18 protein-coding genes are annotated in these 14,994 nt (G+C 42.8%); 3 read left to right on the top strand and 15 right to left on the bottom strand.

Going from position 1 to position 14,994, the window contains the following annotated elements; all coding sequences use genetic code 11:
• Positions 1 to 13: 13 nt before the first annotated feature.
• From PGU50_RS14260 to PGU50_RS14240, 5 genes are all read right to left on the bottom strand, one after another.
• A complete protein-coding gene (locus tag PGU50_RS14260) occupies positions 14 to 1,609 on the bottom strand; it encodes an ABC1 kinase family protein (RefSeq protein WP_022220317.1) in 1,596 nt (531 codons plus the stop codon).
• On the bottom strand, positions 1,602 to 2,045 hold the full coding sequence (locus PGU50_RS14255) for a phasin family protein (protein ID WP_270247249.1): 444 nt from the start codon (positions 2,043 to 2,045) through the stop codon (positions 1,602 to 1,604). The genes PGU50_RS14260 and PGU50_RS14255 overlap by 8 nt, the downstream gene beginning before the upstream one ends.
• Positions 2,046 to 2,078: 33 nt before the next feature.
• Entirely contained in the window at positions 2,079 to 2,456 is a 378-nt protein-coding gene (locus tag PGU50_RS14250; RefSeq protein WP_270247248.1) for a diacylglycerol kinase family protein, read from the bottom strand.
• 290 nt (positions 2,457 to 2,746) lie between these two features.
• Entirely contained in the window at positions 2,747 to 3,004 is a 258-nt protein-coding gene (locus PGU50_RS14245; protein WP_055249282.1) for a hypothetical protein, read from the bottom strand.
• Between the two features lie 97 nt (positions 3,005 to 3,101).
• Positions 3,102 to 4,442, bottom strand: coding sequence for an MATE family efflux transporter (locus PGU50_RS14240; protein WP_270247247.1), 1,341 nt, complete (start codon positions 4,440 to 4,442; stop codon positions 3,102 to 3,104).
• A gap of 301 nt (positions 4,443 to 4,743) precedes the next feature.
• Here PGU50_RS14240 and PGU50_RS14235 point away from each other — a divergent pair, with 301 nt between their 5' ends.
• The gene (locus PGU50_RS14235) at positions 4,744 to 4,953 is read left to right on the top strand and encodes a hypothetical protein (protein WP_055262275.1); all 210 of its coding nucleotides are present in this window, start codon (positions 4,744 to 4,746) and stop codon (positions 4,951 to 4,953) included.
• Between the two features lie 77 nt (positions 4,954 to 5,030).
• Here the strand turns inward: PGU50_RS14235 and PGU50_RS14230 are convergent, their stop codons facing one another.
• From PGU50_RS14230 to PGU50_RS14205, 6 genes are all read right to left on the bottom strand, one after another.
• Complete coding sequence (locus PGU50_RS14230; protein WP_117558893.1) at positions 5,031 to 5,291, bottom strand: hypothetical protein; 261 nt, start codon at positions 5,289 to 5,291, stop codon at positions 5,031 to 5,033.
• Positions 5,292 to 5,322: 31 nt separating this feature from the next.
• Positions 5,323 to 5,583 carry a hypothetical protein gene (locus PGU50_RS14225; protein WP_008369481.1) on the bottom strand — a complete coding sequence of 87 codons (261 nt, stop codon included), beginning with the start codon at positions 5,581 to 5,583 and terminating at the stop codon, positions 5,323 to 5,325.
• Positions 5,584 to 5,711: 128 nt separating this feature from the next.
• Entirely contained in the window at positions 5,712 to 6,668 is a 957-nt protein-coding gene (locus PGU50_RS14220) for a ketopantoate reductase family protein (protein WP_117558891.1), read from the bottom strand.
• A gap of 175 nt (positions 6,669 to 6,843) precedes the next feature.
• Positions 6,844 to 7,212, bottom strand: coding sequence for a VOC family protein (locus PGU50_RS14215; RefSeq protein ID WP_055262281.1), 369 nt, complete (start codon positions 7,210 to 7,212; stop codon positions 6,844 to 6,846).
• Between the two features lie 204 nt (positions 7,213 to 7,416).
• Positions 7,417 to 7,965 carry an alpha/beta family hydrolase gene (locus PGU50_RS14210; protein WP_055249293.1) on the bottom strand — a complete coding sequence of 183 codons (549 nt, stop codon included), beginning with the start codon at positions 7,963 to 7,965 and terminating at the stop codon, positions 7,417 to 7,419.
• Positions 7,966 to 7,979: 14 nt separating this feature from the next.
• Positions 7,980 to 8,357, bottom strand: a complete 378-nt coding sequence (locus tag PGU50_RS14205; protein WP_117558887.1) for an SdpI family protein — start codon at positions 8,355 to 8,357, stop codon at positions 7,980 to 7,982.
• 57 nt (positions 8,358 to 8,414) lie between these two features.
• Between PGU50_RS14205 and PGU50_RS14200 the strand changes: the two genes are divergently transcribed.
• Together PGU50_RS14200 and PGU50_RS14195 are read left to right on the top strand one after the other, a co-directional pair.
• On the top strand, positions 8,415 to 8,777 hold the full coding sequence (locus PGU50_RS14200) for a hypothetical protein (RefSeq protein WP_270247246.1): 363 nt from the start codon (positions 8,415 to 8,417) through the stop codon (positions 8,775 to 8,777).
• 121 nt (positions 8,778 to 8,898) lie between these two features.
• Complete coding sequence (locus PGU50_RS14195; RefSeq protein WP_117823751.1) at positions 8,899 to 9,960, top strand: ABC transporter substrate-binding protein; 1,062 nt, start codon at positions 8,899 to 8,901, stop codon at positions 9,958 to 9,960.
• A gap of 78 nt (positions 9,961 to 10,038) precedes the next feature.
• Here PGU50_RS14195 and PGU50_RS14190 read toward each other — a convergent pair whose 3' ends face one another.
• The 4 genes from PGU50_RS14190 to PGU50_RS14175 form a co-directional block, all read right to left on the bottom strand.
• Complete coding sequence (locus PGU50_RS14190; RefSeq protein ID WP_055157747.1) at positions 10,039 to 10,743, bottom strand: DUF975 family protein; 705 nt, start codon at positions 10,741 to 10,743, stop codon at positions 10,039 to 10,041.
• Positions 10,744 to 10,822: 79 nt separating this feature from the next.
• Positions 10,823 to 12,646: an ABC-F family ATP-binding cassette domain-containing protein gene (locus PGU50_RS14185; protein WP_118219852.1), complete on the bottom strand. Its 1,824-nt coding sequence runs from the start codon at positions 12,644 to 12,646 to the stop codon at positions 10,823 to 10,825.
• A 287-nt stretch (positions 12,647 to 12,933) separates the two neighbouring features.
• The gene (locus PGU50_RS14180) at positions 12,934 to 14,316 is read right to left on the bottom strand and encodes an NCS2 family permease (protein WP_270247245.1); all 1,383 of its coding nucleotides are present in this window, start codon (positions 14,314 to 14,316) and stop codon (positions 12,934 to 12,936) included.
• A gap of 180 nt (positions 14,317 to 14,496) precedes the next feature.
• On the bottom strand, positions 14,497 to 14,994 hold a 498-nt coding region (locus PGU50_RS14175), incomplete at its 5' end, for an aldolase/citrate lyase family protein (RefSeq protein ID WP_270247244.1).

Genomic DNA, 14,994 nt, shown 5'->3' with positions numbered 1-14,994 from the left:
TCCCCCTGTTTATTTATTTTTTTGAAAAGATATGTTTGATAAAAACATACATTACAATAGCAAATGCCATCAGATATCCAAACGCACCGATTGCCGGAATTCCCCACAACCTTGGCTGCATATTGGTTGTACAGATAATGCTGGAACTGATCAGAAGTGCCATCACCCACAGCCCCATTACAATATTCCGCACCAACCTCCTTAGCAACCCGGAAAGCTCATCCGAAGTATGAAGATCCAGATTGACTCTGGTCTGTCCTTTCATATGCCCCTGCAGGATGTCTGCTGCAAGGGAAGGAATATCCATTGCCTTGTGAAGAGAACGATACAGTCTTTTTGCATCATTCTTTATCTCTTTTTTCCACTGTTCCTTCGTCAGAAAGCTCTCCTTCATCCGTGCCGCCGCAATCTCAACCATGTTGATCTGCGGACTGATCTCGGCAAGCACACCTTCCATATTGGCGAGTCCTCTTGCAAGCATAGTAAGTCCATGAGGCATGGAAATTTTATTTTCCTTCATCACTTCCATCAGATCTTGCATAACTTCCGCAATATCGATATCACCCATATCAATCGTTCCATATTTTGCCATCAGATTATTGATATCTTCATACAGCTTGCTCTGATCCGGCTTTCCGCGGAACTCGCCAAGTGCCATCACCGCTTCCTGGATCAGACCGATGTCATTCTCTGCCACACCTTTGACTGCATTGCTGATCTGTTCCCGGTCACGCTCGGTAAGTCTTCCCATCATTCCCATATCAATCCAGACAATCTTTCCATCACGGATACGCACATTGCCTGGATGCGGATCAGCATGAAAAAAACCATCCTCCATAACCTGGCGAATGTAATTATCTACAAGTTTTGTTCCAATCTCATTCAGATCATAGCCATTTGCCAGCAGATTTTCTTTATCGTTGATTGCAAATCCATCAATATATTCCATCACTAGCACATGGTTGGTCGTATATTCGCGATAGAGCCGAGGCGTTGTAACAAAAGCCACATCCTGATTGCGCTGGGCAAATTCTTCCATACTGGCTGCCTCCAGAAGGAAATTCATCTCCTGCTGGGTGACAGTCCAGAGCTCGTCCAGAACCATGTTAATATCCACCATGTCCTTGATCGTACCTGGCGGGACCAGCTTTGCCGCTTTGTGGAGCAGACTGATATCTCTGGACATTACCTTATAGATGCCCTGCCTCTGAACTTTGACGACAACATCTTCCCCAGTCTTCAGAACCGCCCGGTGGACCTGTGCGATCGATGCCGATCCCAGAGGATGCACATCAATGCTCTGGAACACTTCGTTCCACTCATAACCGTAGGACTTGCGGATCACTTCTGCTACCTGTTCAAATGGCATCGGTGTCACCTCTGAATGAAGCCGCATCAGTTCTTCACAATAGCTTTTCGGAAGAATGTCGGAATGCAGTGACATGATCTGACCAAGCTTAATATAAGTCGGCCCCAGATCCTCCAGGATCAGCCGGAGCTTTTCCGGGGTAAGTCCACCGGTAATCCCATGTTTTCTGAGGACTGCTGTCATCTCCCGCAGTCTGGAACCATATTTATTTGACTCTTTTGGCTGGTTTTTGTTACTCATTCATGCCCTCGTTGCCAGATTCAATTGCGTCGACTTCTTTTGCTGCTTCCTCTGCCGTCTCTGTTCCAACAGTTTCAGCCGTCTCTCCTGTCTGTTCTACAACTTCTTCTACTTCTTTTGTTTCTTCTTCTGAAACTGCTGCTTCACGTTCATAAATTCTTTCTTTGAGCTGTTCAATCTGCTCCGGTGTCATCTTATCAAGCAGCTCATCCAGTTCTTCCGGTGAAGATGTCTTAACAGAAACATTGACATTTTCTTTTACGGTCTTCTTGATATTGTGGCGAAGTTCCTGATTCAGAACTTTTCCCTGTTCTACAGCTGCTTCTCCACGTTCTGCCATCTTATCCAGAACTTCTTTCGACTTTTCTGCAGTTACTGCTACTGTACCAATCCCTGCAAGTAATACTTTCTTAACTCCATCTCCTAAGCTTCCCATAACGTCTATCTCCTTTCACAATTTCAATCTGCTTTAAAGTCCAAGGAATGTAAGCCCCTTTGGTAGAAAAATAATAATCCCGGCGATCGCTGCCATAATTGCTGCAATCAGAACCGCACCTGCTGCTGTATCTTTTGCAATCTTTGCAAGTGGTTTCCGCTCTTCCGTCACCAGATCGACCACCGCTTCTACTGCGGTATTGACCAGCTCCAGCGCCATGATAAGCCCAAAAAGCGTCAGGCAGATGCACCATTCCAGCAATGAGATCTTCAATATCACTCCGGCAATCACTACCAACACCGCTGCCGCACAGTGAATCTTCATATTCCGCTCTTTTTTGATACAGGTACCAATTCCTTCCAATGCGTATCCAAAACTCTTATAGAGCGGATCTTTCTTCTGACTGTCCATATTTCATCACCTGCTTCTTATTATTGTCTTTATTTTACCAAATCAGCTCTATAATAACCAGTCTTTTCCGTATTTTCTTTCTATACAATCTGTAAAAATTGTAAATTTGTATTTGTATGATGTAAGAATCAAAATTCACTTTTGACATTCACATCATTTAATGTTGTGGCAAAAGGTATTTTGACCCCTTTGATACCAGATTGCTACGTGCTTTGCACTCTCGCAATCCTCATCATTTGTATCGAAAAAAGCGGAAATACCATTTCTGATATTTCCGCTTCTCTGTCTGTTTATTTTATCTCTAATTCATCCATCGTTGTTTCCGCATTCATTGCAAAAAGTACACCTCCGAGGAATCCCGGGAAAACAATCGCATATCCTGCAAATATGATCAGCCAGGATATTCCTTTTAACGCCACCAGACTGACAACTCCCCAAAGTGCTGCACCTATAACCCCACACAATAATGCATTCGTCAGCAGAAACCATCCTGTCATACTCTTTTTTCCATATTTTTTATTCTTCCAGAAATCCCACAGCTTTCTCATTTTACATCTTCCTTTCCAAATTCCTTACCTTTAACAGAATCTTAACAAAGGTATGTAAAATCCAAAGGATCTGCCATGTAAAATCTATGTAAGAATTTTAAATCACCTGATGCTTCAGCCACTTTCTGCTGTGGAATCTCCACGAAAAAACAATCCCACGGAGTGTCCAGTCTGAAAACATTCCGATCCACACGCCCATCGCTCCGACACCAACTATCCGGATCATAAATACGCTGAGGCAAAAACGGCACAGCCACATCGTCGTGCAAGATGTGAGCATTGAAAATTTCACATCCCCGGCTGCGCGCATACCATAGCCCGGGATAAATGCCATAATCCATACCAATGGCTTTACAATCGTGATCCACATCGTCATATGGATACACATATCCGCACTTTCTTTTTCCATACCACCAAGGATCGTGATCGGTTTTGTCAGTACAAATACACTCAGACAGCTGATGATCAGAATCACTTCCGCAATCATACAAAGCTTTTTGATATAGTAAACCGCTTCATCTTTTCTGCCAGCCCCAATACACTGTCCAACAATCGTCATCAACCCAACGCCAACTCCGATTGCTGCAATTCCATTCAGATTTTCCAGAATACTCGTCATTGCCTGTGCCGCGATTGCCACTGTGCCGAGCGTTGATACGGAGGACTGAATTGCAAGCTTTCCAAGCTGGAACATACTGTTCTCTACCCCTGACGGGATACCGATACTTAGAATTCTCCGGATCATCCGGAAGTCTGGACGGATTTTCAGATAATCACGCACCACGATCGGCTGCCTGTCCTGACGCAGCTGGGCCAGAACTACAACTGCACAGAAAACACGTGAAATCAGAGTTGCAAGTGCTGCCCCTGCAACACCCATATGAAATCCCCAGATCAGCATTGCATTTCCTGCAATGTTCATCACATTGGATATCATGGAAATGAGCATCGGACCTTTCGTATTATCCTGTGCCCTGAAAATCGATGCTGCCGAATCATAAGCTGCGATAAACGGAAAGGACAGTGCCGTGTAAAAGAAATAAATTTCCGACGCACGCATGACCTCCGCCTCCACTGATCCAAAGATCAGACGCAGCATCGGCTTTTGGAAAACAAGACAAATCAGGCTGATCACAACCGAAATTGCCGTAATAATAAACAGCACCTGCCTTGCGGATTCATTTGCCCGCTTCACATTCTTCTGTCCGATATACTGTGCACAGACGATCGCACCTCCTGCCGCCAGCGCAGAAAACGCCTGGATCACCAGCACATTGATCGAATCCACCAGCGATACTGCTGAAATCGCCGCAGATCCCACATTGCTTACCATCATTGTGTCCGCTGTTCCCATGATGGAGTTCAGAAGCTGTTCCAGAACGACCGGTATTAGAAGATTTGCAATCATTTTATTTGTGAACATATGCTTTTGTTCCATTTTCTTTTAACTCCCTTTTTCCTCTGCTTCTCTCTTACTTCATTCCTGATTTCAAATAATTTCAAAAAAATCCCTTTGCTATTATGGTCTTCTTAAACTCAGAATGCAAGTATTTTTTGCCCTGATGCGTTTAACAGACGGCTTTCTTTCTATCTCACATAGTTTTCAAACCCAAATGAGACAGAAACCGTTTTTTTCATACATACTTTCTACCTATCAGCACATACTTATCTTATCCTGCCGGCAGTTTTTAAGATTTTCACTTTTTTCTGCCTGTGCCATATCAAATAAGGAGGTCCCCATGAAAAAAGAAAAACATTCTGATATTTCATCCCGCAAAAAATCCAATCAGAAGATCATCGATTCCTACGATTATCTGTCTAATGCAGCATCTGCGCAGGACTGCACCGGTCTGATTCCTGTCGGTCCCACAAACAGAGCAGAGCTGGAATCCTACGAAGAAGTCTATCATTATCAGCCGCCGAAAATTGATCCGGAGAAATGTGAGTGACTTCTATCAACCAAATAAGGAACGGTTTCGCTCTTTTTGTCCGAAACCGTTCCTTATATTTACGCTGGTAACTACTACTATAACATGAAAAAGCATAAAACATCCTTTGTCTCATTTTCTACAAAAATCATCCCGGTAAATTTCTGGTATCCTGCCTTTTTCGCCATCTCCAAAGAAACCCTCAGGCGCTCGATTTCCCGGCTGCGCAGCTTTTCAAAATGTTCGATCGTATCTTTTCCTTCATAGCAATAGCCCTTTGTTCCAACCATGGCATATTCGCCATAAGAATAAAAATTATTCTGGAGAAATTCCAGACGTTCGGAAAACATTTCCTTCATTTGCACCAAGATAAACGGTAATCTTCATCTTCTATTCCTCATCAAAATCTACTTCAAATACGCCTTCTGGTGTCTTCATGGTCAGGATTCCAAGATTAAAATCATCATCCTGAATCGTGATATGATATTCAAACACGACATCATCATCAAATTTGGAAAGTAAAATATATTCTCCATTTTCCTTTCCTTCAATTTGATCACAGATATCATCGTATACATCCTCTCCGGAAATCAGTCTCGGATATCCGGATGATTTGATTTTCTTTTCAATTGCTTCATATAATTCGTTCATGCTTTCTCTCTCTTTCTTTTTTTCATTTTATATTATTCTTTTTACGAGAATCAGATCTTACATCTCGTCCCGAAATCGCACATTTTAATTTATGCTGATTTCAGCATAACATACCCGCTCTATATTTTCTACTTTGACCAGGTCAGTTCTTCCTTCCCGGTATAATCAAATTTACCATCGTTTTTCTCTTCCAGCGCCTTGATCATATGATAGGTGTATTCATTATACGGCATCGGGATTCCAAGCTCTTTTCCCATCCGAACAAGCGCGCCGGAGAACATATCGATTTCCGTGTGGCATCCGGCATCCAGATCCTGCAAGGTGGAATATCTGGCTGACGGTGGAACCGCACTTCCACGTCCGGACGAGCTTTCGGTCTTGCTCATATCGATTCCTTTTGCCTGTGCGACTGCTTCCAGCTCTCTTTTTAATCCGTCACTGATTGCTTTCATGTGCACGCTGTCACGGTAACATCCAACGCCTGCTCCCAGAATCGCCTGCGGCAGATTGCTGCACACATTCAGGCAGAACTTGCACCAGATCTCTTCCTGAATATACTCTGTGGAGCGGAAATGAATCCCGGTATCTGCAAATAACTCTTCCACTGCTTTCACCCGCTCGCTGTCGAACGGTGCGGACGGTTCTCCGAAAATGATTCCAAGTGTGGTCGGTGGATCAAAATGATAACCGTCTTCCTCTTTATGTGAAGCCACTTTGATCAGTGCCGGTAACACATGCTCCATTCCCACTGTTCTGCCAATGATCTCTTCGCTGTCAATACCGTTCATCAGACTCATGATCGCCGTATGCTCGCCTGTTGCTTTTTGTATACTCTCCAAAGCACCTTCCAGTGAACCGTATTTCAAAGCAACCACCATCAGATCCACGTCATGTGCCTCATCCGGAGTCCACACTTCCGGATGGTAAGTCTTGCCATTGATCGCACATCCGTTCTTTTTCAGACGTTCTGCTCTTTCTCCTTCAGCGATCACTCCAAGCCGGATATCTGATTTTTCAGAAAGACCCCAGATCACATAAGAGCCTACTGCTCCCGCACCTAAAACTGCAACTGATTTTATCTTCATCTTCTCTCACCTCGTAAATTTTCTATTTTTCAACCTTTCGGAGTACCCTTGCCGGATTGCCGACGATTCCCGTCTTTTTCAATAAAATTCCAAGAACCATGACAAACGCCAGAGATGCTGCACGTAAAAGTACCGCTGCCATTTTGTTGTCCTCCTGATGTATGTTATTTTCTCTTTATCCCCGCATCGGTGTCCTAACTTCAATCAGATTGCCGTCCAGATCATAAAAACGGATCACTTTCTGTCCCCAGCTGTACGTCATCAGCCTGGTGACATATTTGGTTTCCGGATACAGTTTTTCTAATTTTTCAGTAAATGCTTCAATATTCCGCTCTTCAAAATAAAGTTCACAGGAATTATTCTCCGGGACAACTTCTTTTCCTGTAACATCCTTCCAGACTTTTTCGTCCTGTAAAACAAGTCCTTCTGTCAGAATAACGTTTCCATCATTGTCCAGAATGATATCCAGACCAAACAGATCATGATAGAATTTCTTTGATTTTTCAATGTCTTTTACGACAATCAGGATATTCCTTAATCTCATCTTCTCCTCCACAACCTGATTTTTTTACTCTATCAGTTTTTTTCTGATCTTTCTGGTAAAAAATAGGCTTTTCCTATTTAACTCCCCTTCCCAGTGGCACACCGTCATGGAGGATATCTTCCATCCTATGCACACGACGTTATCCGGATTGTACGGGATTTATTCGACACCTCCAGTGCAAATGGGTTCGCTTTCCTGGAATAGCTACCGCAAATACTTCTGTGTCTTTTCCATTACGTTTTTCAGGATATCAATGTTTTGTAAAATATTTTCTTTTTCCAATGAATGATTGGCATCCTCATACACATAAATCGGAACTGCCTGATTCTTTGAACATGCAATTACTTTTTTTACATCGCTCCACGGATCCGCAGTTCCAATAAATGCAATTGCATCATCATGTTCAAACATAAAAGTCTGTTCAAGCGGGGTATACAAAATCTGGCAGCATTTTATCTTATATTTCTCAGCATAAGCGGATGCAATAATGGTTCCTACGCTTTTGGAAATAAATAAAACTTCACTGTACTCGTCAAATGCGATTTCTTCAAGCTTCTTTTCTGCCTGCGCATACAAGCACTCAAATGCCTCTTGCATTTTCTTTTTATCGCCGCGTATATTTTTGCCATTATAGGAATACTCCTGCATGACTATCTTTTCATATCCATATTCCTGAACCAGTTTTCTTGCATAGTACAAAAGTGGCTTATCACAATGATAACCAATGCCTGGGAAAAATACTGCTATTTTCATGGCATCCTCCTGATTTATCTTTTATTTCCATATTTATCAAAATTTTTCCTGAGTGCAATCTCCGTCGGTATGATCGAACCCACCAGTGGAATCATCTGAAATACACACAGAATTCCACCGACATTTCCTATGGCATCATTAGACTTTCCCATAACCAGAAGTAACACAATTAAAGATACCACCAAAAGAATAAGTCCACAGATATACCAGATCTTTCCGCAATAATGATGTGCAAATACCCAGGTGTCTTGATTCTTCATTGACATTGACGTTCTGTAACCAAACACATAATTGATCTGATCCGGTGCTTTTTTCAAAAACATTTTTCCGAAACCGATCATTGTAAACGGAATCAGTAAATCCATTATAAGCATAAAAATCCAGAATCCCATAACCGCACCTCCATTATTTTATCAGTTTTTCTCAAATACACACACACCAAATGTCTTATGTTTCAGTTTACTCTCTTGGGACAAATTAATCAACAAACCGTTTTCGGTTCTTGTGCATTTTGTGGTAAAAAAAAACTGGAAATTTGTGCAAATACTGGTGAATTCGGTTCTCTATACAAATCAATTTTTAAGGCAGGACTCGCCCCTTTCGGACTTGCTCTGACTCCTAATATTTCACTGGTGATCATCAACCTGATATTGCAGGGCGTAGGTGATGGAAGTCAGCCACTTATGAGCAAATATTATGGTGAAAAAAGGACAAATGACTTAACCGAATCGAAACATATGGCTTATACTTTTGCTATTATTTATCTGCCATATTACTCGGATAAATTATATGATAAAATAAGGGACTTTTAGTTGCAGGTTGTTCTGGAGTTTCAAAATCTTCAGCGGAGAGCGATTGGCTATCAGATAAAAACACCAATTTCACATTTTTTGCATATCTTAAATGAGAATGTTATACCACCCAGGAGGACTTATGAAAAAAAATTTTATATCCTTACTTTTTGTTTCTGCTATAACTGTCGGCCTTTTATCAGCCTGCAGCTCTGCACCTGCCGATGATAATGCTACGAATCCTAAAGCTGAAACCGTCACTTCCCAAGCCAATCATGACACCAATTCTTCTCCTGTCTCTGTGACACTGAACGAAGTCGCCCATTCTATCTTCTATGCCCCGCAATACGTTGCGATTGAAAATGGGTATTTTGCGGATGAAGGAATTAATTTGACTCTTGTTACTGGTTTTGGGGCGGATAAAGTTATGACCGCCGTCCTCTCCGGTGAGGCAGATATTGGCTTTATGGGAAGTGAATCTTCGATTTATACTTACCAGGAGGGTGCAAATGATGTCATCAAAAACTTCGCGCAGCTTACGCAGCGCGCCGGAAACTTTCTGGTCGCACGTGAAGAAATGCCGGATTTTTCATGGGATGATCTGAAAGGAAAAGACGTTCTTGGCGGAAGAAAAGGTGGCATGCCGGAAATGGTCTTTGAATATATTTTGAAAAAAAACGGAATTAATCCACAGAAGGATCTTTCTATCAACCAGAGTATTGATTTCGGTTCAACCGCTGCTGCATTTTCCGGTGGGCAGGCAGACTATACCATCGAATTTGAACCGAGCGCTACTGCCCTTGAAGCGGAAAATTCCGGTTATGTCGTTGCTTCTCTCGGCGTTGATTCCGGCTATGTCCCATACACCGCCTATAGTGCCAAAACAAGTTATCTGAATGCTAATCCGAACATCATCCAGAAATTCACCAATGCCCTGCAAAAAGGAATGGATTTCGTTCAGTCCCATACTCCGGAAGAGATTGCAAAAGTCATTGCACCACAGTTCAAGGAAACCGATCTCGCTACAATTACAACCATTGTCAGCCGTTACTACGAACAAGACACCTGGAAATCGGATCTGATCTTCAACGAAGAAAGCTTCAATCTGCTGCAGGATATTCTGGAAAACTCCGGTGAGCTGAAAGAGCGTGTTCCTTATGAAGAACTAGTTACGACTACCTTTGCGGAGAAGGCCGCCCACTAAATAAAAGCGCAGACGCTTCATTTTAAGCCAGCGTCTGCGCTCTATTCTTACATTTTAAAATTTATCCTTCTGAAACTCTTACCGGATATATCCCTCCTGATAAGCCTTCTGCTTATTGAATGTGTACATCTCCGCAAAGGATGCCTGTACATACGGATTTACATAAAAAATTGCAAGAAGTCCACAGGTAACCGCACTCAGCAGATACCATCCAAGGAATGACAGATCCATGATAAATGCTTCCATTTTTTCTCCATCCATCATCTGTTTACTGATCTGGAATGCTTCTTTGTAATCCATTGCCGGATTCTCAGCAATAATATATGGTACCATCAGATATTCATAATGCTTAACGATTCCAGGTACCACCAAAAGCAGACTCCAAAGTGCAGTAAATAAATCTCTTAAAAACATGGTAAGAACAATATTAACATAATGTCCGGAACGGAAACCGTCAAGCAATGTTCCGATTCCCGGCTGTGCAGTCTGGTTCAGGATAAAGAACCGGTATCCACCCATTTTCAGGAGATTACCTACAAATACTTTTGCCACAAGGACAATCAGTATTACTACCGTTGCGATTCCTGCAAGCAATCCGGTAATCATTCCCACATTAAATAAATTTCCACTATATATATCTGAATTCTCACTTACCCGTCTTGCACTGGATTCGCCAGAGACTGTGCCAAAGATTCCCATCAGAAGCGCAACTACAACGGCTGACACATAATTCTTCTTAAATGCCATATTACCTCTCATTTTAAGTTCTGCTCTATTCCACATCATATGCCTCTCCTCCTTTGAATACATTGATATGATTCTCACTACCTATACTTTATCATCTGTAAATCTGTCAATCACTTTACTGGTTTTCTATCTGCTCAGCAAGATCATTCAAGTACACCCATCTGTCCATCTTTTCTTCCAGTGTTGTCTCTGTTTCTTCCTTCTCTTTCATAAGTTCGGACAACTTCACGGAATTGGTGGCATTCTTAACCATCTCCCGATCCAGCTTTTCGATCTTCTCTTCCAGCTTTGCGATATCCTCATCGATCGTCTCGTATTCCCGCTGTTCTTTATAAGAAAATTTCAGCTTTTTCTCCCGCTGCTTCCAGGTCTTTTTGCTGTCAGACTCACCGGTCTGTGCAGAAGCTGCATCTGACATATTTTCTGCAATTGTCTGTCCGTCTTTCGGTTTTTCAAGCTCCACACGGATCAGATAATCGGAGTATCCACCTTCCGACTGGCGGATTTTTCCACCTCCATTAAATGCAAAAATACGACTGACAGTACGATCCAGGAAGTACCGGTCATGGGATACAATCAGAATAATACCATCAAAATGATCCAGATAATCCTCCAGGATTGTCAGCGTCTGGATATCCAGATCATTGGTTGGCTCATCCAGGATCAGTACATTTGGTGCTTCCATCAAAACACGTAGTAGATAAAGTCTCCGTTTCTCGCCTCCGGATAACTTTTCGATCCGCGACCACTGCATTGCCCCGTCAAAAAGAAATCGTTCCAACATCTGGGACGCGGTAATCTTCCCGTCAGAAGTTGCAATGTACTCACCTGCTTCTTTTACATAATCAATGACACGCTTGGATTCATCCATATATTCATTCTCCTGCGAGAAATAGCCAATCTTGATTGTCTGTCCAATTTCAATAGTTCCGACATCCGGTTTTATGATCCCGTTGATAATCTTGAGCAGCGTCGATTTTCCACATCCATTATGTCCAATAATTCCGATTCGGTCTTTCTTCAGAAAAATATAAGAGAAATCTTCGATCAGCTTCTTTTCTCCATAAGATTTGCAGATTCCGGAAAGTTCAATTGTTTTATTCCCCATACGGGAAGCCACAGAATCCAGCATTACTCGCTTTTCTTCCTGAATATCTTTCATTTCCTGCATAGCATGAATCCGGTCAATATGCGCTTTCTGTTTGGTACTTCTCGCCCTTGCGCCGCGGTGTAGCCATTCCAGCTCCGTACGCAAAAGGCTTTTTCTCTTACGTTCTGTGGCAAGCTCCATGTTCTGACGCTCGGCTTTCAGACGCACAAACTCGGAATAATTGCCTGGATAGTTATATAATTTCCCATGATCAACTTCCACGATACGATTTACCACACGGTCCAGGAAATAACGGTCATGCGTAACCATCAGGATCGCTCCCCGGAACTGGATCAGATATTCTTCCAGCCATTCGGACATCTCATTGTCCAAATGGTTCGTCGGTTCGTCAAGGACCAGAATGTCTGCCGGTGTTAAAAGTGCCCGGACAAGTGCCACCCTTTTCTTCTGTCCGCCGGACATATGCTCAATCTTTTCAGCATAATCGGTAAATCCAAGCTGATTCAGCATAGACTTTGCTTCTGCCTCGATCGTCCAGCGGTTCAGCTCATCATAATTTCCTTCTGTTGCCGCGCGAAGAATTGTTGTTCCTGCTTCAAATACCGGCGTCTGCGGAAGATAGCAGATCTTCACCTGATTCCCCATGCTGATCGTTCCGGCATCACTTTCTTCGATTCCGGCAACGATTTTCAGCAAAGTGGATTTACCCATTCCGTTGACTCCGATCACACCGATTTTTTCATTTTTGTTGATTCCAAATCCCACATCATCCAGAAGCACACGATCCGTATAGGCTTTGGATACATGTTCCATTGTCAGTAAATTCATATATTTTCCCCTGTGATTCTCTGTTTTGTCTTTTTCCATTATAGCAATTTGTACGGGTGCTAGTCAATCCAAAGTATCTCACCCGGCACCGATTCTGACACGCAAAAAGCACAGAATCCTATCCATTACCGGACAGTCCCTATGCTTTCACATATCCCCATATTCTTTTTATCTTATGATGTGAGTGTCAAAAATAAATTTTGCCGCTCACTGATGTAATCAGATTGCTCCATTGCTAAGCAAGCTTGCATCGGCTTTCTGACCTTTTTGACCCTGGTATCATCATCTTATAAGAAAATATATTTCAGGATAAACAGTATCACCAGTACATACATCAGTACACTGATCTTCTTTTCTTTTGCTTTTCCTGTAAGTACGTTGATTACTACATAAGAAATCACTCCCATGGAAATACCTTCTGAAATACTGTAGCAGAATGGCATTGCCGCGATACAGATAAAGCACGGAATTCCTTCGCTGTAATCACTGAAGTTAATTCCTGCCACATTGCTCAGCATATAGAAGCCGACGATGATTAGTGCCGGAGCTGTCGCAAAGGACGGAATTGCAAGAAAGATTGGTGATAAGAAAAGGGAAATTCCAAACAGGATCGCTGTTGTCAGGGATGTTAAACCTGTACGTCCTCCTTCTGTTACACCAGAAGCACTCTCTACGAATGTTGTTGTTGTAGAAGTTCCGAGTACTGCTCCAACTGTAGTTGCAACTGCATCTGCCATCAGTGCCCCTTTAATTCTCGGAAGCTTTCCGTCTTTGTCAAGCATGCCTGCCTTTGTAGATACACCGATCAGAGTTCCGAGTGTATCAAAAAGATCTACGAAAAGGAATGCAAATACTACAACAACGAATTCCAGTGAAAATACATTCTTAAAATCAAGCTTTCCAAATACCGGTGCAAGGCTTGGAATTGCAAGTCCGGAACTGAAATCCGGAAGCAGACTGTAGAATCCGATCTCCGGATTCGGTACATAAAGACCTGCTATCTGGCAGATGATTCCAAGTATCCATGTGATCAAGATACCCCAAAGGATATTTCCTTTGATGTTCTTAATCACCATGATTGCTGTGATCAGCACACCTATGATTGCAAGAAGTACAGTAATTCCAACGTTATTGAAGCTTGCTTCCACTCCATTTGCCTGATTATATGCATCTACAGAGAAGAGCTGTACCAGAGTAGATCCTCCGACAACGATATTGGCATTCTGAAGTCCAAGAAATGCAATAAATAATCCGATACCAACGCTGACTGCTGTCTTAAGACAAACTGGGATCGCATTGAAGATCGCCTCTCTGACATTCGTCAGGGAAAGAATAATGAAGATAATACCCTCTGCAAATACTGCAGTCAGTGCAGTCTGCCATGAGTAGTTCATACCGATTACTACAGTATAAGCAAAGTAAGCATTCAGTCCCATACCAGGTGCAAGTGCAAATGGATAATTTGCGAATGCTGCCATACACAGCGTACCGATCAGTGATGCAAGTGCTGTTGCAGTAAAGACTGCCCCCTGATCCATACCCGCTGCGGAAAGAATGCTTGGATTGACTGCCAGGATATACGCCATCGTCATAAATGTCGTAATACCTGCAAGAATCTCAGTTTTGACGTCGGTGTGATTTTCTTTAAGCTTAAACACCTTTTCCAACATATTGTTTTCCTCCTGCTGTCTGTCTCGGATATTCCCTCTCACTCCTTAAAATATCCTCGCACATTTTTCTTGTAGCAGAGAATATTTTAGCAAAAAAAAGAGAGAAAGTAAACACATTACTTTCTCTCTGATTTCTAACTCTTATTCGCTATTACTGTTCATAGTAGCTGTATACCGCAACTATTTGCTCTCTCTGATCTTCTTTCTGAGCGGAAGTACCATTGCAGGAGAGACAGATAATTCGTCCAGTCCCATGGCAAGGAATTCTTCCGTCAGTTCGAGATCGGCTCCGAGTTCGCCACAGATTCCGATCCATTTTCCTTCTGCGTGGGCATTTTCGGCTGCCATGCGGATCATTGCAAGGACTGCCGGGTGGTGCGGATCGTAGAAGGCATCCAGCTTCTGATTCTGACGGTCGATCGCCAGCGTGTACTGAGTCAGATCGTTGGTTCCTACGCTGAAGAAATCCACTTCTTTTGCAAGCTCACGGCTCATCATAACGGCGGCCGGTGTCTCGATCATGATTCCCAGTTCCACATCCTCACGGAACGGGATCTGTGCCTCACGAAGCTCTGCTTTGACCTCTTCGATGATCTCCTTGATCTGCTTCACTTCTTTTACCGAAATGATCATCGGGAACATGATGGCGATCTGTCCGTAAGCAGATGCCCGGTACAG

The sequence above is a fragment of the Coprococcus sp. AM11-30B genome (assembly GCF_027674365.1).
In the GTDB taxonomy this organism is placed as follows: Bacteria; Bacillota; Clostridia; order Lachnospirales; family Lachnospiraceae; genus Allocoprococcus; species Allocoprococcus comes.
Note: the sequence above shows the minus strand (reverse complement) of the source record. Positions and strands in the feature narration are given on the sequence as shown.

Coding starts and splice junctions, on each gene's coding strand:
- PGU50_RS14245 (WP_055249282.1), bottom strand. CDS start 3,004: ATGAGAAAGCTGTGGGATTTCTGGAAGAATAAAAAATATGGAAAAAAG.
- PGU50_RS14205 (WP_117558887.1), bottom strand. CDS start 8,357: ATGGGATTCTGGATTTTTATGCTTATAATGGATTTACTGATTCCGTTT.
- PGU50_RS14200 (WP_270247246.1), top strand. CDS start 8,415: ATGTTTCAGTTTACTCTCTTGGGACAAATTAATCAACAAACCGTTTTC.
- PGU50_RS14250 (WP_270247248.1), bottom strand. CDS start 2,456: ATGGACAGTCAGAAGAAAGATCCGCTCTATAAGAGTTTTGGATACGCA.
- PGU50_RS14210 (WP_055249293.1), bottom strand. CDS start 7,965: ATGAAAATAGCAGTATTTTTCCCAGGCATTGGTTATCATTGTGATAAG.
- PGU50_RS14240 (WP_270247247.1), bottom strand. CDS start 4,442: ATGGAACAAAAGCATATGTTCACAAATAAAATGATTGCAAATCTTCTA.
- PGU50_RS14225 (WP_008369481.1), bottom strand. CDS start 5,583: ATGAACGAATTATATGAAGCAATTGAAAAGAAAATCAAATCATCCGGA.
- PGU50_RS14220 (WP_117558891.1), bottom strand. CDS start 6,668: ATGAAGATAAAATCAGTTGCAGTTTTAGGTGCGGGAGCAGTAGGCTCT.
- PGU50_RS14235 (WP_055262275.1), top strand. CDS start 4,744: ATGAAAAAAGAAAAACATTCTGATATTTCATCCCGCAAAAAATCCAAT.
- PGU50_RS14215 (WP_055262281.1), bottom strand. CDS start 7,212: ATGAGATTAAGGAATATCCTGATTGTCGTAAAAGACATTGAAAAATCA.
- PGU50_RS14260 (WP_022220317.1), bottom strand. CDS start 1,609: ATGAGTAACAAAAACCAGCCAAAAGAGTCAAATAAATATGGTTCCAGA.
- PGU50_RS14185 (WP_118219852.1), bottom strand. CDS start 12,646: ATGAATTTACTGACAATGGAACATGTATCCAAAGCCTATACGGATCGT.
- PGU50_RS14195 (WP_117823751.1), top strand. CDS start 8,899: ATGAAAAAAAATTTTATATCCTTACTTTTTGTTTCTGCTATAACTGTC.
- PGU50_RS14230 (WP_117558893.1), bottom strand. CDS start 5,291: ATGAAGGAAATGTTTTCCGAACGTCTGGAATTTCTCCAGAATAATTTT.
- PGU50_RS14190 (WP_055157747.1), bottom strand. CDS start 10,743: ATGTGGAATAGAGCAGAACTTAAAATGAGAGGTAATATGGCATTTAAG.
- PGU50_RS14255 (WP_270247249.1), bottom strand. CDS start 2,045: ATGGGAAGCTTAGGAGATGGAGTTAAGAAAGTATTACTTGCAGGGATT.
- PGU50_RS14180 (WP_270247245.1), bottom strand. CDS start 14,316: ATGTTGGAAAAGGTGTTTAAGCTTAAAGAAAATCACACCGACGTCAAA.